Here is a 17,105-nt window from a genome sequence, read left to right as displayed (position 1 = left end):
GCTTCTCAGTTATGCTGGGATGTTCACCTCGAACGAATGCTGCTCAGGCGGTAGTTACTCAACGCATGTCGCCACTGCCTCAGCATTCAGAGGCATCTTGAAGCTGAAGCGCGTTTCCTCAGGCGTCGAGACTACCGTCAGGTTGCCGTCATGTGCCGCAGCGATCTGCGAGGCGATGTAGAGCCCCAGACCCAGTCCGTCGCGGTCAGCGGCCGCTCGTCCTCTGACAAACGGCTGGAAGAGGCGCTCCATGGCGGCGGACGGTATGGCATGTCCGCCGTTTGCGACTGACAGTATGAAGGTATCGTCGTGTGCAGAACACAAAACCCGTACGGGTTCGGCGGACGCCCCATGCGTAAGCGCATTGCCAATCAAGTTTGACAGCAATTGCGCGAGACGATCGGGATCGCAGTCGATAGCGCGGGCGGCCGAGCATTCCACCGAGATCATATGCTCTGGATGCGTGCTCGCGAGTTCGGCTACGACTTGGTCGATCACAGGTCCGATGAACATGGGCTCGCGCCTTAGAGCCAGTCCTTCGCCAAGCCGTCCCCTCGCCAAATCGAGGACATCGGCGATCAGCGCCGTCATGCGATCGCCGCTGCTACGCATCTGGCGCAGTACCAAAGCCGCGCGTTCTGGCGAGGGGTGTTTTTCCAGCAGGGTGATCCCGGCCTGAATTGCCGCCAACGGATTACGGAGATCATGCCCCATTACCGCAATGAACTGCTCGCGGAGTTCGGCTGCCTCGTGCTGCGCGGCAACGTTGGCTTCACTCTCGTCCAGCCGCCTTGCCTGGTCCAGCGCGAAACCGATTAGTTTGGCGAACATCGCGAACATGCCCTGGATCTCGGGCCTGCCAAGGTCGCGGGGAGACGGATCGATCGCACACAGAGTGCCAAAGAAGGCACCGTCCGGCAGGCATATCGGATAGGATATGTAGCTACGGAACCCGTAGAGCGCAGGCGTGCTATGCGTGCCAAAGACTGGATCGCACGGGACGTCTGAAATGATAACGGGGTCACCTGACTGCCGAATTTCATGGCAGATAGTCGACTCGAGCGTGAGCTCACCGCCGGGTTCGAGGCCGAAATTGATGGTGTCACGCACGCTGCACGCGATCCAGCGCTCCTCGGTCACTCGCGCGACTGCGGCGAAGCCCATGCCGGTAGCCTGACAAACCGTATCAAGGATCGTCGGTATGATGTCGACGCGATTGACGAGGTCAACGTCACCTATCTGACGGGCCTCACTTTCAAATGATCGTCCAATCGTCATAAAACTAAGTTTATTCCATATATGTAACGAGCGGAACGTTTTTCTTGTGATCTGCGTAGGATCCTTGCAGCGCCTTATTGGCCTGCAGGCAGGTCTCCATTTTTCGATGTTGCAAACGCCTTCATGTCTTTTGGCATCCTGATCAACACGCGTTTGAGATGGAGAGCGATCACGACGAGAGCGTGTCAGTTGTCGCAAAAGGAGAGGAATACGCGACGTTCGAAACTCAGAATATTATCGATAGACTTTCCATCTTACGCGAGCGCGTAGGAGTTGATGTGAGATAGGACAACGGATCGGGCCCTCCCCGCCCCCATCGTACATTATCAATATCCCACAAAGGAGCGGATCGTGAGCGACAGCGAAGGCCGACCCATACGCCCTGCTGCACCAAATAGACATACCTTTACCCAGAGGTCTGCAAAGCCCGAACGATTTGGCGGCTATCCTTTGATGGTGGAAGGCCGAAGAAACGCGAATATTCCCGACTGAATTGGGTTGGGCTTTCATAGCCCACGCCGAATGCGACCGACGTCGTATTCCCTTCGCCGGCAATCAGCAGGGATCGGGCATGCAACAACCTGATCCGTTTCTGATACTGGAGCGGACTGAGCGCAGTTACGGCTTTGAAGTGCCGATGGAATGCCGAGATGCTGAGCGCCGCCATGGATGCCAGTGCCTCTACCCTGAGGGGGACTGTGAAGTTGTCGCGTATCCAGCGGATCGTCACGCCGATCCGCGACAAGGCTGTACCCGGTGCGGCGATATCACGCAGCATCCAGCCATGCGGGCCTTGCAGGACGCGGTAGAGCAACTCGCGTTCATAGGCCGGCGCAAGTGCGGGTATGTCGTCAGGCCGGTCCATCAGCCGCAGCATACGGAACCAGACATCAAGGAGTTCATCAGTGACGGGAGCCACCGAAAAGCCGGAGCTGTAGAGTTCGCCCCCGGCAGGTTTAGGCATATCGGCCAGTAGGTTGGCAACGATCGACGGTTCGAGCGTCAGGCTGACTGCAAGATAGGGATCACCAGCGTTGCTTGGATGTACGGATCCGACCGCAGGAAGGTCGACGGACATCACGAAATATGTTGCCGGATCATATTGGAAGGTGCGCGCTCCGACTGTCATCGTCTTTGAGCCTGTCAGTATGACGTTGATCATCGGACTGTAGACGGCCGCCAGCTTATGCTGGGGGATCTCGCCCTGGACCATGGCAACACGCGGTATGCCGGTTGGCGTAGCCCGGTTTTGCGCCCGTGCAGCAAGCCGGCGGAGCTCTTCTAGGTTGGCGTTCATAGGAGGCTGGTACCCGATCAAGCCGCGTTGACCTACCACCAAGCAGGATCAGGCAGGTTTCGAAGAGGATCGGATAGGCACAAGATGGCGGGCGTGCCCATCTGAGGTGCAGGCGGCAGCGGCCGGATAACGTGGCGTTGCGGCGAATGCCTTCACCAAAATGGAGTTACCGACGTGGCAAAACTGATGATCTACGGCGCAGCCGGATACACCGGAAAGATGGCCGCCACGAACGCCCAGAAGGCAGGCGTCGAACTCGTTCTCGCTGGTCGAGAGCAGGACAAGGCAAAATTCGTCGCATTGGCTGGCGAGCTGGGTGTGGAATACCGCCTCTTTGCAGTGGACGATCTGCTAGCGTCAAAGGCTGCGCTTTCGGACATCGACGTCCTGCTGAATTGCGCTGGGCCATTCATGCTCACGGCCGAGCCGCTGATGAAGGCCTGCATTGAGGCAGGCGTTCATTATCTCGATATCGCTGCCGAGCTGGACAGCTACCAATTGGCCGAAACGCTGGATCAGGCGGCAACCGCTGCAGGCGTGATGCTTCTCCCAGGCAGCGGTGGCAGCGTTGCGATGCTCGGGTCGCTTGCTGGCCATGCCGCAAAGCGTGTCAGCAAGCCCCATAGCGTCAGCATCGCCATGCACGTGGCAGGCGGCTTTTCCCGCGGTTCGGCCATCTCAGCCAGTGAAAACGTTAACACCGGTCTGCTGCATCGGGTCGATGGAAAGCTGATCAGCCGCAGCCCACAGGATGTTCGCGATTTTGATTTCGGCAATGGTCCTGCGTCCTCGTTCCCGGTGACCTTGCCAGATCTGATCACGATCTGGCGCGCCACGGACATCCCGAACATCGAGACGTTCGTGTACCTGACCGACGGTGCGTTTCCGGAAGGCGACCTTGCCGCCATGCCCGACGGCCCGACGGTCGATGAGCGCGACGCCAACCGCTACCATGCAGCAGTCGAAGTCACCGGCGAGGACGGAACGGTAGTCCGTTCGATCCTCGAGACGGTCAACGGCTATACGTTCACGACCATCGCCGCGGCCGAAGCGGCTCGCCGCGTGCTGAGTGGCGAGGTGCGCCTAGGCTTCCAAACGCCGGCTGGTCTGTTCGGTGACGGCTTTGCCGAGACGATCGCCGACACGACCATCGTCGACCTTTAAGCGATATCAGCGATCGGTGCTGGGTGAGGGTCATGCCTTCGCCCGGTGCCGATCCATATCTATTCTGCCGCAGCCAACTCGACATTATCAACCGTCGCCGCCACGCGGAAGCGGGCCGCGTCCCGTCCTGGTGGCATACCGAACATGCGCGCATATTCGCGGCTGAACTGCGACGCGCTTTCATAGCCAACGCCGTAAGCGATCTTAGCAACGTCGTGCGTTTCGAACAGCAAGAGCCGTCGTGCCTTCAATAGGCGAAGCCGCTTCTGATACTGGATCGGGGCCATCGACGTCACTGCCTTGAAGTGGCGATAGAACGCAGCGACGCTCATGCCGGTCATACCGGCCAACGGTTCCGAATGGATCGTTTCCGCAAAATTATCGCGGATCCAGTCGATCGCAGGTCGGACCTGCGCGAGCCGGCTATCCGCACATGCGACCTCCCGCAGCTTGTCGCCCTGAGGACCTATCAGCACTCGAAAGAGAATTTCACGCTCGATCATGGCTGCGAGGATAGGTGCCTCGTTCGGACGGTCGATGAGGCGCATCATACGTAGCCAGGCATCGATCAACTCTGGCGTGGCTGTCGAAACGGTAAAGCCGGTTGGGTTCGGCGTCGTCCCAGCACCATGCATCTCCGCCATCAGATTGGCGATGATCGTCGGATCGAGCTTCAGACTGACGGCAAGGTAGGGGTGATCCGTTCCTTCCGACTGAACTTCGCCGGTTGCGGGCACATGCACCGGCACGACGAAGTAGGTCGCCTCATCGAAGCGCAGATTCTGGTCGCCGATCGACAAGCTCTTCGAGCCTTGAAGGACGAGGTGCAGCATTGGCTCATAGACCTGGTCAGCACAGCCTTCCGATCTGACCATCGATACGCGGGGGATGCCCGTGTCCGTCCACCGGCTTCCGGCACGCATTACGATGCCGCGCAGCTCGTCCATAACATTTTCCATGCATCACACATGGCCCGGTGGTGACTGCAAACAAGCTGCTTTGAGAAGATTAGGCAGGAATGAGAGAATAAGCGGCATGGGCTCTGCCCCCTGCCCCGCCATATCGGACAGGCGAACGAGGGGCTTTGTGCCTCTCGCATCAGATCCCTCGATCGAGAAAGATAGTCCCATGAAACTCAGCAACAAAGTCGCTATCGTCACAGGTGCGTCGAGTGGCATCGGTGCAGGCATCGCCAAGGCATTCGGTGCCGAGGGCGCGGTCGTCATTGTGAATTACAATTCGAGCAAGAGCGGTGCCGACGCTGTCGTCGCGTCGATCGAAACGGCTGGCGGTACCGCGTTTGCCGTGCAGGCGGACATGTCGAAGTCGGCTGACGTCACGCGCCTGTTCGACCAGGTCATCGCCGATCACGGCAAGGTCGACGTACTCGTCAACAACGCCGGCGTTGCGGTCTTCGAGATGGTCGTCGACCTGACCGAGGACGCGTTCCACAAGCAGTTCAACGTCAACGTGCTGGGCTACTTCCTCGCAACGCGCGAAGCGGTGAAGCACTTCGGCGACGCGGGCGGCAGCATCGTCAACATCAGTTCGATCCTGAGCACGCATCCCTCTGCCGGTGCCAGCGTGTATTCGGCTACAAAGGCCGCGGTCGACAACATGACCTATGGTCTGGCTCGCGAGCTTGGTCCCCGCAAAATCCGGGTGAATGCAATCATGCCGGGCTATACCAATACGCCTGCCACCGACGGCAACTTCGGCGGGGATATCGGCGTGAGGCTCCTGGCTGAAACACCGCTTGGTCGCGTTGGCGAGCCTGAGGACATCGCGCCAACGGCGGTCTTCCTGGCATCGGATGACTCGCATTGGGTCAGCGGCGAATCCATCCGCGTCACAGGCGGGGCTCGCGGCCTGTAACACCATAGATTGAGGGCATAGCACCTCGATCTGGATGCCGTCGGCCGATTAAGGTCGACGGCATCGTCCGCGCTCATAGTGAGCGCCCGCCTGCAGTCAGGCACCCGGAAAGATGCACATGCCAAGCTCAACTCGCGGAGGCCTCCCTCCCGCGTCGCGTCGGCGCGCGTTCGCACTCTGGATTGTACTCGCGGCGCAGCTCATGCTCGCCATGGACTTTCTGATCGTCGTCGTCGCCCTGCCGCGAATCCAGCTGGATCTAGGCTTTACCCCCGCTGCCCTGACCTGGGTGCCAAATGCGTTCGGTTTGGCATTTGGCGGCCTGTTACTGCTTGGCGGTAGGCTCGGCGATATCATCGGTCAGGTCCGCGCATTCAGGGTGGGGCTCACGATCTTCGTCGTGGCTTCCCTGGTTGGCGGTCTTGCACAACTCCCGTCGATCCTGATCGCAGCCCGTGTCGTGCAAGGTATTGGCGCAGCGCTTGCCGCGCCAAGCGTCCTGGCTCTGGTCATGGTGATGGCGCGCGACGACGCGGAGCGAGCGCGGGGATTGTCGCTGTTCACCGCCGTCTCGTCGATCGGCGCGTCTGCCGGCCTAATCCTCGGCGGTATCCTCACCGACTTTCTCTCATGGCGCTGGGCGCTGTTCATCAACGTGCCGGTCGGCATATTTGTGGTGATCGCGATCGGCCGCCTCGTGGCAGAAACCCATCCGAAGCCCGCCCGTCTCGACGTGTCCGGGGCGCTCACTGCGACAATTGGTTCGGTAGCGCTGGTCTACGGGTTCATTAGCGCTGCGGATCGTGGATGGGTCGCAGCCGGCACGCTGGGCTCCTTCCTTGCGGCGACAGTCCTGCTCGTAGCCTTCTTCCGGATCGAGGAACGCCACGCGGCGCCGCTCCTGGACTTGAGCTTGTTGCGTAATCGCGCTCGGCTCGGCGGGCTGGCGGTGATGGCCTTGATCGTCGGCGTCCACTTCGCGGTGCTCTTCATGATGGTGCAGTATCTTCAGCGCGTGTTAGGCTGGACCCCGCTGGGCGCAGGTCTCGGATACATGCCCCTCACGATTACGGTCTATGCGATCAGCCATTTCGCGCCCCGTCTGATCGTCAGGTTTGGGGCTCGTGCGCTCATGATCGCCGGCAGCGCAATCGTCGCCGTCAGCCTTGTTGGATTTGCGTTGCTGGACAACGGCAGCAGCTATTTCCCGGCTGTCCTCGTGCCGCTGTTGATCCATGCGGTGGGTATCGCACTCATCTTCGCGCCGGGTACTGTTGCGATCATGGAAGGCGTCCCGGAAGAACACGCCGGTACGGCGTCTGGGCTACTGCAGATGGACCAGCAGATCGGTGGGGCGCTGGGGATTGCGGTGATGACGGCGATCTACGCGTTCTCGAGCGTGCCCGGCGCCTTTGCTGTAGGCCTGCCCGAAGCATTCATGGGCGGTGCCATCCTTGCTGTTCTGGCAGCGATCGTCGCTTGGCGAGCGGTGGGTTCATCGGTCGAGGGTCTCGCCACGCCATCGGGGCCAACCCCTGTTATACGGTCGTGACCATCATGCCTTCCGGAGCCAGGTTCGAATGAGCGTTCTTCCATCCCTGCTGGCGTTCGGCCTGGCCGCCACGCTGCTGACGATTACCCCAGGTCTCGATACAGCGATGGTCCTGCGGAGCGCGGTAGCGGGTGGACCGCGTCAAGCGATCGCAACGGCGATCGGTATCGGTCTCGGCTGCCTTGCCTGGGGCGCAGCCGTCGCGCTGGGTCTGGGCATCGTCCTGACGGCATCGACGCTCGCGTATACGGTTCTGAAATGGGCAGGCGCGGCCTACCTGCTTTGGCTCGGGGTAAACCTGCTTTTCCGCCCAAGAGACGGGATAAAGGACGAGATGGCCGCCCGGACAATTCCCGTCAGCCGTAGCGAGGCGATGCGCCGCGGCTTTCTTACGAACTTGCTCAATCCGAAAATCGGCGTGTTCTACGTTACCTTTCTGCCCCAGTTCGTACCGGCGGGGTCGAATGTCGCGCTCTTCTCCTTCGCGCTCGCGTGCATCCACGTCACGCTCGGCACAGCGTGGTTCGCCGTCCTGATCGCGGCAACCGCCCCTCTTAATCGCCAGATGCGTCGCCCGTCAGTCGTTCGCATTTTGGATAGGCTGACGGGTGGAGTGTTCATCGGGTTTGGCGCGAAGCTCGCTTTGTCGTCCCGGTGACGCGACGTCTTCACGGCAGCACGTACGTCAGGCCTCTGACCACGCTCCACGATATGGCGTGCTACCGAGATCGTCCACGTCACGCTCGATTGGTCGATGGATGCGTGGACCGGCGATGCTGCCATCTCAGTCGTTACGCCGGCTGCGGCACGATGCCCCTCCTCGGCGGAATCCCAGATGAGCATATCCACGACAAAGCCATCATCGCGTTCACAGATATGCCGCGAGATGAACCCGGGCTGGTTTTGGAGCCAAGGGTCGATATCCTGGTTCGCAGCAATGAAGTCGTTGATCGTCAGGCCGTCCGACAGCCGAAACGTAGTGATCTCTACCGCTTGGGGCATTGGTGCATCATCCTTTGATCGAAGTCGTCAGCGGCGTGGTTAGATGACATAGCCACCAGCAACTTCGATCGTCTGCGCATTGATCCAGCCGGTGTCGCCCGACAAAAGGTTGGCGACTACGCGACCGACATCGTCAGGCTCACCGACGCGGCGGCGCTGCGCCCGAGGCCGCGGCTACCGCCGGTAATGATTGCGATGGTCATATGTCGTCTCCACTTGGTGCTAAAGACGGTCTACGGTTCCCAGCCTTCGCTGACAGCTAGCGTTCCTGTTCCAAACCTGCCTATTTCTGCTCCAACGACGAACGTTTTGAAAGTTTACGAAACAGCATCCCTCGGGAGAATGCAGGATCGTACCAGAACGCTCAATTGCGTACGTTTACCGTATCGTTCACGTTGGCAGCAGGGTCAGCTAAAAGGCGATCGAATTGAGCTACCAGACGGACCGTCGAAGCCGGACGCGAGCCATTACTGTGTACGTTGCCCTACTGATGATAGGCGCGGCGCTGGGCTTTCTTGTGAGGTTCGGCGTGATTACCGATCATATCCTCTGGTAGCGGGAGCCGACGGTCGCTCAAATGTCCGCGTTCCTCTCCAAACCCGACATTCCGTTTCTCTGTCCTTTCCGCGAAAGGCCGCTGCGTCAGGCGACGTCGGCTAACGCCAGCGGCCGTCCCGAATACCAGCCAGTCTGCTGCCCTTCCCACAATGGCCGTTCGGCAGGCATTTGATCGGAAAACCCGGTCTGAAACACCACTGTGCGACAAACAGGTGATCCCGGACTGCAACCTTTCGATCGTCGCAAAACGTCGTGGGCAACCCTGATTGGCAACTACCGTGTGTTTTCCGACAACGGGCGGGGGTTAGTAGACGCTCAACCCGCCGGGTCGTTTCTATTCAAAATGCGACACTCACGACCAGTCAACCGTGTCCCAGCTTCAGCCGTTCAGTTTTCACTTTGCCCTAGATGAACCATCAGCAAACCGACCGGTTGCTTGTGCAGCGCAACGGCATTTCGGTCGCGCGCCATATATCCACCACGAAGAGGCTATGCAAAAACGCATGGCGGTTAGTCGGAAATCGCGGATCGCTAAAGTATTATGCAGCGTTCATATCAGTAGGGTAGCAACGAGGTGTCCACATGCTTCCCGCCCTTTTCGTATCGCACGGTGCGCCGACCTTCCCGCTGACGGATGCGCCCGCCCGCATCTTTCTCGAGCAACTCGGGGCAGAGCTTCCTGAACGACCGCGCGCGATCCTCGTGATCTCCGCGCATTGGGAGACCGCTGCGCCAAGCGTGACGACCAGCCCGGTCAACGAGACGATCCATGACTTCACTGGCTTTCCCGCCGAGCTGTATGCGATCCGCTACGCAGCGCCCGGCTCCGCCTGGCTTGTCGATCGTGTCGCCGGCCTGATCGAAACGGCTGGCGGCGAGGTCGCCCGCGTCCCCGGCCGCGGCCTGGATCACGGTGCGTGGGTGCCGATGCGGCTCGTTTATCCCGAGGCCGACACCCCCGTCGTTCAGCTTTCGGTGCAGACCGCTCTGGGGCCGGACTATCATTATAGGCTGGGCCAGCTGCTGGCACCCCTCCGCGAGGAAGGCGTGCTGATCGTCGGTTCGGGCAGCTTCACCCATGACCTGTCCAGCTTCCGCCAATATTACGACGCGCTGCACGCCCCTGCCCCGGCCTGGGTCGACCAGTTCGCGGACTGGATGACCGATGCGATCGAAGACGGGCGCACCGACGACCTGCTCGCCTATCGCAACCGCGCACCGCAAGCGGTGCGCAACCATCCGACCGAGGAGCATATCCTGCCGCTGTTCGTGGCGCTGGGAGCAGGAAGTGCAGGACGAGCCGAGCATCTCCACGCGAGTACCACGCATGGTATCTTGCGGATGGATGCCTTTGCATTTGGAGGAGCGGCATGACCCGGCCCCTGATCGTCGCGCTGCACGGTGTAGGATCGTCCGGCCCCGACATGGGCGCAGCCCTCGCCCCATTGGCCGCCGTTGCCGAGGTGATCGCACTCGATGGCTGCGAACCCTTCGACGGCGGTGGCCGCGGACGGCAATGGTTTTCGGTCAGCGGCGTGACCGAGGCCGACCGGCCGCGGCGCGTGGCGGGTGCGTTGCCTCGCATGCTCAAGCGGCTGAACGACCTGGCAAGACAGCACGGCGTCGGGCGAGAGGATCTCGTGCTGCTCGGCTTCAGCCAGGGCGCGATCATGACGCTCGCGATGGTGGCGCAGGGGTTTCACGCCGGGCGTGCCATCGCGATCGCAGGCCGACTAGCAGCGCCTGTCGTCCCAGCGATCGCACACCCCGCGTCACTGCTCGTCATCGCGGATGCAGCGGACCGGGTGATGCCGCAGGGATTGTCGCAGGACGCCGCGGAACGGCTTCGCGCGGCAGGCCACCATGTCGATCAGATCCTGACGTCCGGGATCGGCCACGGCATCGGCGCGCAAACTCTTTCATCGATCGCGAGCTGGCTCGCCGCGACCGCTTCCCCACGAGCCCCCGCACTTATGCCCGCACTTACGATCGAAGGATGACATCATGACCACCAACAGCCTGAATACCACCGCCTCTTCCTGGGCGCCTCGCCTGCACGCCATCTTCCGCATCGTCCTGGCGCTCCTGTTCCTGTCGCATGGACTGGTGAAGCTATTCGGCTTTCCCGCCGGCGCAGCACCGGGCCAGGTGCCGCTGCTGAGCCTGTTCGGGCTCGCCGCAGTCCTTGAACTCGTCGGCGGTCTGGCCCTGCTCGTCGGCCTGTTCACCCGCCCGATCGCCTTCGTGCTGGCAGGCGAGATGGCCGTCGCCTACTTCATGGTGCACGCTCCCCAGGGCTTCTTCCCGGTCTCCAACGGCGGCGAACTCGCGGTGATCTATACCTTCGCCTTCCTCTTCCTCGCCGCCGCGGGTTCTGGCCCCTGGAGCATCGACGCCAAGCGCGGCGCATGATGCTCGACTGGGATGACCTCAAGACGTTCCTGGCGATCACCCGGCACGGCACGCTGTCCGCGGCCGCGCGGGCGCTGAAGGTCAGCCAGACGACGATGGGCCGCCGGCTCGACCATCTCCATGGTCGGGCCGGCGCAACCCTGCTCGATCGTACGCCGACGGGGTTCCGATTGACCCCGACGGGTGCGGCGATCCTCGGCGAGGTCGAGCGCATGGAGGATGCGGCGCTGTCGCTGGAGCGCACGATCAGCGGCGAGGATCAGCGCCTGGAAGGCCTCGTCCGTGTCACCACCGTCGATGCGCTCGCCGCGCACATTCTCACAGCCGGTCTCAAGCCACTCCACGACGCGCATCCGGGTATCGTGATCGAGCTGATCACGGACAATCGTTCGCTCAGCCTTGCCCGCCGCGACGCCGACATCGCCGTCCGCCTGGGCCGGTTCGATGCCCATGAAACGGTGGTGCGAAAGATCGGCGAGATGGCGTTCGCGGTCTATGGTTCCACCGCCTATCTCGACGCACGGGGCATGCCCGATTGGACAGCCGGCGCGCCGGGGCACAGGATCGTGCGGGTCCAGGACGACCTACTCGACACGCCGGACGGACGCTGGTTCGCGGACCGTACGACGCGCGCCGAGCCTGCGCTTCTCGCGAACAGCCGCGAAGTTCAGCTCCAGGGTGTCAAAGCGGGCCTCGGGCTCGGCCACCTGCCCTGTTACCTTGCCGCGCATCAGTCGGATCTGGTCCGCCTCGATACCGGTGAAGCCCTCACGCGCGAGATATGGATGGGCGTCCACCGCGACACCCGCCACGCGCCGCGGATCATGGCGGTCCAGGACGTCCTCGTCGCCGCGATCGCCGCGAACAAGGCGTTGCTGTTGCCGGACTTTGGCACGGCCGCGACTCCACCTACTCTTCAACCACCAGGGAACGTATCATGACCGGCAAGCCAACAATCGGTATCCTCATCGGCAGCCTGCAGGCGAATGGCCTGACCCGCAAACTCGCGAGCGCGATCCAGACGCTCGGCGCCGACCACTTCGACGCGACGGTGATCGAGATCGGTGCCCTCCCGCTCTACAATCCCGAGCTTGAAGAGAAGGGCGTGGCCGAATGGAATGATTTCCGGGCGGCAGTCGCGCCGATGGACGGCATCCTGTTCGTGACGCCGGAATATAACCGGTCCGTCCCCGCCGCGCTGAAGAACGCGATCGACGTTGGCTCGCGTCCTTACGGTGCTAGTGTCTGGTCGGGTAAGCCGGCCGGGGTCGTATCACAGTCGCCCGGCGCGATCGGCGGGTTCGGCGCCAACCATCACCTACGGCAGAGCCTAGTATTCCTCGACATGCCCGCGATGCAGCAGCCGGAGGCTTATCTAGGACACGCCGCCAGCCTGTTCGACGACGCCGGCAACCTGGTCGAAGGCAGCGGCAAGACGTTCCTCGAAGGCTTCGTCACGGCATTTACGGCTTGGGTAGCACTTCACCCCAGCAAAACCTGATCGACCAAGGGGACCCGGCCAGCCTGTCGTTCGGCCGGGTTCACCGGGTTACGCCAGACGCTGCGCGTGCCAGCGTAGATGGTCGGCCATGAAGGTCGAGATGAAGTAATAGCTGTGATCGTACCCAGGCTGCATCCGCAACGTCAGGTCGATCCCGGCCGCATCGCATGCCACCTTCAGTAGTTCGGGGCGGAGCTGCTCGACCAGGAACTGGTCGGCATCGCCTTGGTCGACCAGTATCGCCGGAATGCGCGCACCGTCCTCGATCAGCGCGACCGCGTCATGCGAACGCCATGTCGCGCGATCGTCGCCAAGATAGCCCGAGAGCGCCTTGACGCCCCACGGCACCTGGCTGGGCGCGACGATCGGCGCGAGTGCGGAGACCGCCTTGAACCGATCGGGGTGACGCAGGCCAACGGTCAGCGCGCAATGCCCGCCCATCGAATGGCCCATGATCGATTGACGCGCCATGTCGACCGGAAAATTGGCGGCGACGAGCGCGGGCAATTCCTCGGTGACATAGCTCCACATCCGGTAATTGGTGGCGAACGGCGTTTCGGTCGCGTCGACGTAGAACCCGGCACCGAGACCGAAGTCATAGGCGCCGGCGGCATCGTCAGGCACGCCTTGCCCGCGCGGGCTGGTATCCGGCGCGACGAGGATCAGGCCGAGCTCCGCACAGGCCGCGCGAAACTCGCTCTTCTCGGTAACATTGGCGTGCGTGCACGACAGTCCCGACAGGAACCACACGACCGGCAGCGTCGCCCCCTCGTCATGCGGCGGGACATAGACCGAGAAAGTCATCTCGGTGCCGGTGGCGGCAGAGGCGTGTTTGTACACGCCCTGCACGCCACCCTGCGATCGATTGGTCGAAACCGTCTCGATCATGGCCATTACGCCGCCTGCTTCAGCGTGTAGGCCTGCGTCGCGAGCACATCCATCAGCGTCGGGTTGAGGCAGTCATAGGGCTCGAGCCCAAGCTGCTTGAGCTGCGCGCGCACCGGCGTGGTTTCCGCTGGATCGACGCCACCTTCAATGATCGACGACACGAATGCCGCGAAGCCCGGTGCGGCCGCCCCCTTGGTATCGAACAGCTCGGCATGGACGAAATCGAGACCGTAGAAACCGTGGTACTTGTTCTCGATCCGGCCGTACAGATGCACGCCGCACACGGTGCAGGCGTGTCGCTGGATCGCCGCGCTCTCGTCGACGATCGCCAGCTTGTTGCCGTTCTGGACGATCGCGACCTTCTCGCGCGGAACGACACCGACGACCGCGAACGCCGCGCCCTCGGGCTTCCAGCATTTGGTGCAGCCGCACGCATGGTTGTGGGCAACGTCGCCGTCGACCGTCACCGTGACGGTGCGGTCGGTGCAATGACAGCTAAGCGTACCGCCGGCGAAATCGCCGGTACCAGGGGTCACGCCGCTATCGAGTAAAGGGTGGAGGGATATGGTCATGAGGTAACTCCGTATGATTAGTAGACGACGACCGAACGGATGCTCTCGCCGGAATGCATGAGCTCGAAGCCCTTGTTGATCTCGTCGAGCGTCAGGACGTGCGTGATCATCGAATCGATCTCGATCTTGCCGTTCATGTACCAGTCGACGATCTTCGGAACGTCGGTGCGGCCGCGTGCACCACCAAAGGCGCTACCCTGCCAGACGCGGCCGGTGACCAGCTGGAAAGGCCGGGTCGAGATCTCCTTGCCCGCCTCCGCCACGCCGATCACGGTCGAGACACCCCAGCCGCGATGGCAGGCTTCGAGCGCCTGGCGCATCACGGTCGTGTTGCCGGTGCAGTCGAAGGTGAAGTCCGCGCCGCCATCGGTCAGCGCGACGAGATGCGCGACGATGTCACCGTCGATCTTCGACGGATTGACGAAGTGCGTCATGCCGAACTTGCGGCCCCACTCCTCCTTGTCGTCGTTCAGGTCGACGCCGATGATCATGTCGGCACCCACCATGCGCGCACCCTGCACCACGTTGAGGCCGATGCCGCCGAGCCCGAACACGATCACCGTGTTGCCGACCTGAACCTTGGCGCTATTCACCACGGCGCCGACGCCGGTGGTGACCCCGCACCCGATATAGCAGGTGGTCTTGAACGGCGCGTCCTCGCGGATCTTTGCCACGGCGATCTCGGGCAGCACCGTGAAGTTCGAGAAGGTCGAGCAGCCCATGTAATGGAAGATCTGCTGGCCCTTGTATGAGAAGCGCGTCGTGCCGTCGGGCATGAGTCCCTTGCCCTGCGTCGCACGAATCGCGGTGCACAGGTTGGTCTTGCCGCTGAGGCACGACTTACACTGGCGACATTCGGGCGTGTAGAGCGGGATGACGTGGTCGCCAGGCTTTACGCTGGTAACGCCGGGGCCGACTTCCCGGACGATGCCGGCGCCTTCATGGCCGAGCACGCTCGGGAACAGGCCTTCGCTGTCGAGGCCGCCCAATGTGTAGGCGTCGGTATGGCAAAGGCCGGTCGCCATGATCTCGACGAGGACCTCACCGAACTTCGGCCCTTCCAGATCGAGCTCGACGATTTCCAGGGGCTTCTTTGCTTCGAAGGCGACGGCCGCGCGCGTTTTCATGGTTATCTCCAATTCTCTGAACTAGGTCATGCCATGCTCGACGCCGCGGGATAATCCGGGCATTCGGCCATTCATTGTTGCTATGTGGGGACGGTCATGCAGGGCTGGGATGGAATTGCCGAGGCGGTCGCGGTCGATACCGCCGGGACGTTTGCGGGCGCCGCACGGTCTTTGAAGGTGTCGACGTCGCATATCAGCCGGGCCGTCGCGCGGCTCGAGGCGACGCTCCAGCTCCAAATCTTCAACCGGACCACGCGCCGCGTCGTCGCGACCGAGGAAGGTCGACTTCTGCTCGACCAGCTCCGCCGGGTGATCGACGACCGCGACCAGGCGTTCGCCAGTGTGGCGGTCGACGGCGAACCCCAGGGAGAACTGAAGCTGACCTGCTCGATTGCGCTGGGCGATCGCTTCGTCGTGCCGATCGTCCGGCAATTCGCGACGGACTATCCGAACGTCAGCGTCACGATTGATCTGACCAACCGCATCGTCGATCTGATCGCCGAAGGGTATGACATCGCGATCCGCACCGGCGGGCTCCACGACTCCAGCTACGTTGCGACGCGCATCGCGTCGAGGCGGTTGCAGGTTTGTGCCTCGCCTTCCTATCTGGCTGACTGCCCGGCGCCGGTGGAGATCGCGGACCTCGATCGGCATTCATGCCTGATCGGTACGAGCCCGCACTGGAGTTTCTCGGTTAACGGTGCCGAAGTCGTCCGCCGCGTCAAAGGCCGGTGGCACTGCAACAGCGGCGAATCTACCGCCGAAGCCGCCGTCGCGGGCATGGGGATTTGCCAACTTCCCGATTTCTATGTGCGTCAGCCGATCAAGGATGGCAGCCTCGTCGCGCTCTTGGAAGCGTTCGAGCCCTCCGCACAACCGATCTGGGCGGTCTATCCGCAGAGACGCCATCTGCTCCCGAAGGTTCGCGTGCTGGTCGATCGGCTGAAGTCGGCGCTTCAATCCCGCTTGGGACAGGATTGAAGCACGTCCGATGCCTCGACCGGCTGAGCGACTCTAACGCCCCGGCAATTTGACACCGTGATCACAGACCTCCGCGAACTGGATCATCAACTGGACACACGGCACGTCACCGCTCTGACCCGATCGATGACCGACCCGGCTCGGGTCGCGCTCGCTCTCGATATCGGCACCCCAGTGGATTTCGCCTGGCCCCATCTCGACCCGCTTGCCGTCCTGCGTCTCGATGAACCATCGGCCCGACAGGGGAACGACCCACTGCAACGAAGGGCTCGGATGCCACTCGCCGATCCAGCCCAAGGGCAGGATATTGAACCATACTGCCTTCACGGTGCCGGAAAACTCCCGCATCCAGATCGCAGCGGTATCGCCACTGACGCTTTGCTGCCGAAAACCGTCCAGCACCTGCTGAACGATCATCGAGCGGCCTTCGTCGGTGTTCGTCATATGCCAGAACGGCATGCGCGGCGAATCGGACGAATTGAGGCCGTCATTGGTTGCCGGTGGCAGCATCGTCTCAGTCATGGTGATCATCCTTCACAGATCTAGCTGGCACGGAGAGCGGCTGTCCCTGCGATCCGGCATAGGTGACGACCACGTCGACCGGCTCGCCGCCGGCGACACCGCGGTGGACGCTGCCTACCGACTCCGCAAACGCCTGCCCGGCACGATAGGTCGCGGTGCGGCCGGTTGCCCGCTCCTCGACCGTCAGCTCGCCAGACAGGATATAGGCGATGTTGGGCATGAGGTGGCTATGCCAGGGAAGCTTGGCATTCGCGGGGATCGTCATGCGCACCGTCGTCAGCTCCGGCTGCCCGGCCGGATAGCTTTCGTACCGTACGTCGTTCCAAGACGAGGTCGTCTTGATCAGCACCGTGCTCGCCGCTTGGTCGTCGGTCAT

Annotated in this window: 18 protein-coding genes; 10 read left to right on the top strand and 8 right to left on the bottom strand. The window is 62.2% G+C overall.

Annotated features, from left to right (window positions below):
• Nucleotides 1-54 precede the first annotated feature (54 nt).
• Together AC1MH0_RS00425 and AC1MH0_RS00420 are read right to left on the bottom strand one after the other, a co-directional pair.
• Nucleotides 55-1,278, bottom strand: coding sequence for a GAF domain-containing sensor histidine kinase (locus tag AC1MH0_RS00425; protein WP_480964191.1), 1,224 nt, complete (start codon nt 1,276-1,278; stop codon nt 55-57).
• A 406-nt stretch (nt 1,279-1,684) separates the two neighbouring features.
• Nucleotides 1,685-2,575, bottom strand: coding sequence for an AraC family transcriptional regulator (locus tag AC1MH0_RS00420; RefSeq protein ID WP_480964190.1), 891 nt, complete (start codon nt 2,573-2,575; stop codon nt 1,685-1,687).
• 174 nt (nt 2,576-2,749) lie between these two features.
• Between AC1MH0_RS00420 and AC1MH0_RS00415 the strand changes: the two genes are divergently transcribed.
• Complete coding sequence (locus AC1MH0_RS00415) at nt 2,750-3,739, top strand: saccharopine dehydrogenase family protein (RefSeq protein WP_480964189.1); 990 nt, start codon at nt 2,750-2,752, stop codon at nt 3,737-3,739.
• 59 nt (nt 3,740-3,798) lie between these two features.
• Here the strand turns inward: AC1MH0_RS00415 and AC1MH0_RS00410 are convergent, their stop codons facing one another.
• Nucleotides 3,799-4,686: an AraC family transcriptional regulator gene (locus AC1MH0_RS00410; RefSeq protein ID WP_480964188.1), complete on the bottom strand. Its 888-nt coding sequence runs from the start codon at nt 4,684-4,686 to the stop codon at nt 3,799-3,801.
• Nucleotides 4,687-4,867: 181 nt separating this feature from the next.
• Between AC1MH0_RS00410 and AC1MH0_RS00405 the strand changes: the two genes are divergently transcribed.
• The 8 genes from AC1MH0_RS00405 to AC1MH0_RS00370 all read left to right on the top strand — a co-directional run bounded on the left by AC1MH0_RS00405 (nt 4,868) and on the right by AC1MH0_RS00370 (nt 12,639).
• A complete protein-coding gene (locus AC1MH0_RS00405) occupies nt 4,868-5,614 on the top strand; it encodes an SDR family NAD(P)-dependent oxidoreductase (protein WP_480964187.1) in 747 nt (248 codons plus the stop codon).
• Nucleotides 5,615-5,726: 112 nt separating this feature from the next.
• Entirely contained in the window at nt 5,727-7,166 is a 1,440-nt protein-coding gene (locus AC1MH0_RS00400) for an MFS transporter (RefSeq protein WP_480964186.1), read from the top strand.
• A 28-nt stretch (nt 7,167-7,194) separates the two neighbouring features.
• Complete coding sequence (locus tag AC1MH0_RS00395) at nt 7,195-7,824, top strand: LysE family translocator (protein WP_480964185.1); 630 nt, start codon at nt 7,195-7,197, stop codon at nt 7,822-7,824.
• 1,484 nt (nt 7,825-9,308) lie between these two features.
• Nucleotides 9,309-10,100 carry a DODA-type extradiol aromatic ring-opening family dioxygenase gene (locus tag AC1MH0_RS00390; RefSeq protein WP_480964184.1) on the top strand — a complete coding sequence of 264 codons (792 nt, stop codon included), beginning with the start codon at nt 9,309-9,311 and terminating at the stop codon, nt 10,098-10,100.
• Nucleotides 10,097-10,726, top strand: coding sequence for an alpha/beta hydrolase family protein (locus AC1MH0_RS00385; RefSeq protein WP_480964183.1), 630 nt, complete (start codon nt 10,097-10,099; stop codon nt 10,724-10,726). Before AC1MH0_RS00390 ends, AC1MH0_RS00385 begins: the two co-directional genes overlap by 4 nt.
• A 4-nt stretch (nt 10,727-10,730) precedes the next feature.
• Nucleotides 10,731-11,138 carry a DoxX family protein gene (locus AC1MH0_RS00380; RefSeq protein ID WP_480964182.1) on the top strand — a complete coding sequence of 136 codons (408 nt, stop codon included), beginning with the start codon at nt 10,731-10,733 and terminating at the stop codon, nt 11,136-11,138.
• Nucleotides 11,135-12,079 carry a LysR family transcriptional regulator gene (locus AC1MH0_RS00375; RefSeq protein ID WP_480964181.1) on the top strand — a complete coding sequence of 315 codons (945 nt, stop codon included), beginning with the start codon at nt 11,135-11,137 and terminating at the stop codon, nt 12,077-12,079. Before AC1MH0_RS00380 ends, AC1MH0_RS00375 begins: the two co-directional genes overlap by 4 nt.
• Entirely contained in the window at nt 12,076-12,639 is a 564-nt protein-coding gene (locus tag AC1MH0_RS00370; protein WP_480964180.1) for an NADPH-dependent FMN reductase, read from the top strand. The genes AC1MH0_RS00375 and AC1MH0_RS00370 overlap by 4 nt, the downstream gene beginning before the upstream one ends.
• Nucleotides 12,640-12,687: 48 nt before the next feature.
• Here the strand turns inward: AC1MH0_RS00370 and fghA are convergent, their stop codons facing one another.
• The 3 genes from fghA to AC1MH0_RS00355 are packed head-to-tail and all read right to left on the bottom strand — an operon-like array spanning nt 12,688 to nt 15,226.
• Nucleotides 12,688-13,533 (bottom strand): S-formylglutathione hydrolase, encoded by an 846-nt coding sequence (fghA, locus tag AC1MH0_RS00365; RefSeq protein ID WP_480964179.1) that lies wholly within the window; start codon nt 13,531-13,533, stop codon nt 12,688-12,690.
• The gene (gfa, locus tag AC1MH0_RS00360) at nt 13,533-14,099 is read right to left on the bottom strand and encodes an S-(hydroxymethyl)glutathione synthase (RefSeq protein ID WP_480964178.1); all 567 of its coding nucleotides are present in this window, start codon (nt 14,097-14,099) and stop codon (nt 13,533-13,535) included. Before gfa ends, fghA begins: the two co-directional genes overlap by 1 nt.
• Before the next feature lie 17 nt (nt 14,100-14,116).
• Nucleotides 14,117-15,226, bottom strand: coding sequence for an S-(hydroxymethyl)glutathione dehydrogenase/class III alcohol dehydrogenase (locus tag AC1MH0_RS00355; RefSeq protein ID WP_480964177.1), 1,110 nt, complete (start codon nt 15,224-15,226; stop codon nt 14,117-14,119).
• Nucleotides 15,227-15,322: 96 nt separating this feature from the next.
• On the opposite strand from AC1MH0_RS00355, the gene AC1MH0_RS00350 reads away from it, so the two are divergent.
• On the top strand, nt 15,323-16,207 hold the full coding sequence (locus tag AC1MH0_RS00350) for a LysR family transcriptional regulator (RefSeq protein WP_480964176.1): 885 nt from the start codon (nt 15,323-15,325) through the stop codon (nt 16,205-16,207).
• A gap of 33 nt (nt 16,208-16,240) precedes the next feature.
• On the opposite strand, the gene AC1MH0_RS00345 is transcribed toward AC1MH0_RS00350, so the two are convergent.
• On the bottom strand, nt 16,241-16,729 hold the full coding sequence (locus AC1MH0_RS00345) for a hypothetical protein (RefSeq protein ID WP_480964175.1): 489 nt from the start codon (nt 16,727-16,729) through the stop codon (nt 16,241-16,243).
• Entirely contained in the window at nt 16,722-17,105 is a 384-nt protein-coding gene (locus AC1MH0_RS00340; protein ID WP_480964174.1) for a cupin domain-containing protein, read from the bottom strand. The genes AC1MH0_RS00345 and AC1MH0_RS00340 overlap by 8 nt, the downstream gene beginning before the upstream one ends.

The sequence above is a fragment of the Sphingomonas sp. AP28 genome (genome assembly GCF_056680455.1).
Note: the sequence above shows the minus strand (reverse complement) of the source record. Positions and strands in the feature narration are given on the sequence as shown.

What these genes read in the sequence shown, in the direction of transcription:
- AC1MH0_RS00420 (WP_480964190.1), bottom strand. Translation starts at nt 2,575, where the DNA reads ATGAACGCCAACCTAGAAGAGCTCCGCCGGCTTGCTGCACGGGCGCAA.
- AC1MH0_RS00410 (WP_480964188.1), bottom strand. Translation starts at nt 4,686, where the DNA reads ATGGACGAGCTGCGCGGCATCGTAATGCGTGCCGGAAGCCGGTGGACG.
- AC1MH0_RS00405 (WP_480964187.1), top strand. Translation starts at nt 4,868, where the DNA reads ATGAAACTCAGCAACAAAGTCGCTATCGTCACAGGTGCGTCGAGTGGC.
- AC1MH0_RS00395 (WP_480964185.1), top strand. Translation starts at nt 7,195, where the DNA reads ATGAGCGTTCTTCCATCCCTGCTGGCGTTCGGCCTGGCCGCCACGCTG.
- AC1MH0_RS00390 (WP_480964184.1), top strand. Translation starts at nt 9,309, where the DNA reads ATGCTTCCCGCCCTTTTCGTATCGCACGGTGCGCCGACCTTCCCGCTG.
- AC1MH0_RS00385 (WP_480964183.1), top strand. Translation starts at nt 10,097, where the DNA reads ATGACCCGGCCCCTGATCGTCGCGCTGCACGGTGTAGGATCGTCCGGC.
- AC1MH0_RS00380 (WP_480964182.1), top strand. Translation starts at nt 10,731, where the DNA reads ATGACCACCAACAGCCTGAATACCACCGCCTCTTCCTGGGCGCCTCGC.
- fghA (WP_480964179.1), bottom strand. Translation starts at nt 13,533, where the DNA reads ATGGCCATGATCGAGACGGTTTCGACCAATCGATCGCAGGGTGGCGTG.
- AC1MH0_RS00355 (WP_480964177.1), bottom strand. Translation starts at nt 15,226, where the DNA reads ATGAAAACGCGCGCGGCCGTCGCCTTCGAAGCAAAGAAGCCCCTGGAA.
- AC1MH0_RS00370 (WP_480964180.1), top strand. Translation starts at nt 12,076, where the DNA reads ATGACCGGCAAGCCAACAATCGGTATCCTCATCGGCAGCCTGCAGGCG.
- AC1MH0_RS00425 (WP_480964191.1), bottom strand. Translation starts at nt 1,278, where the DNA reads ATGACGATTGGACGATCATTTGAAAGTGAGGCCCGTCAGATAGGTGAC.
- gfa (WP_480964178.1), bottom strand. Translation starts at nt 14,099, where the DNA reads ATGACCATATCCCTCCACCCTTTACTCGATAGCGGCGTGACCCCTGGT.
- AC1MH0_RS00350 (WP_480964176.1), top strand. Translation starts at nt 15,323, where the DNA reads ATGCAGGGCTGGGATGGAATTGCCGAGGCGGTCGCGGTCGATACCGCC.
- AC1MH0_RS00345 (WP_480964175.1), bottom strand. Translation starts at nt 16,729, where the DNA reads ATGACTGAGACGATGCTGCCACCGGCAACCAATGACGGCCTCAATTCG.
- AC1MH0_RS00400 (WP_480964186.1), top strand. Translation starts at nt 5,727, where the DNA reads ATGCACATGCCAAGCTCAACTCGCGGAGGCCTCCCTCCCGCGTCGCGT.
- AC1MH0_RS00340 (WP_480964174.1), bottom strand. Translation starts at nt 17,105, where the DNA reads ATGACCGACGACCAAGCGGCGAGCACGGTGCTGATCAAGACGACCTCG.
- AC1MH0_RS00375 (WP_480964181.1), top strand. Translation starts at nt 11,135, where the DNA reads ATGATGCTCGACTGGGATGACCTCAAGACGTTCCTGGCGATCACCCGG.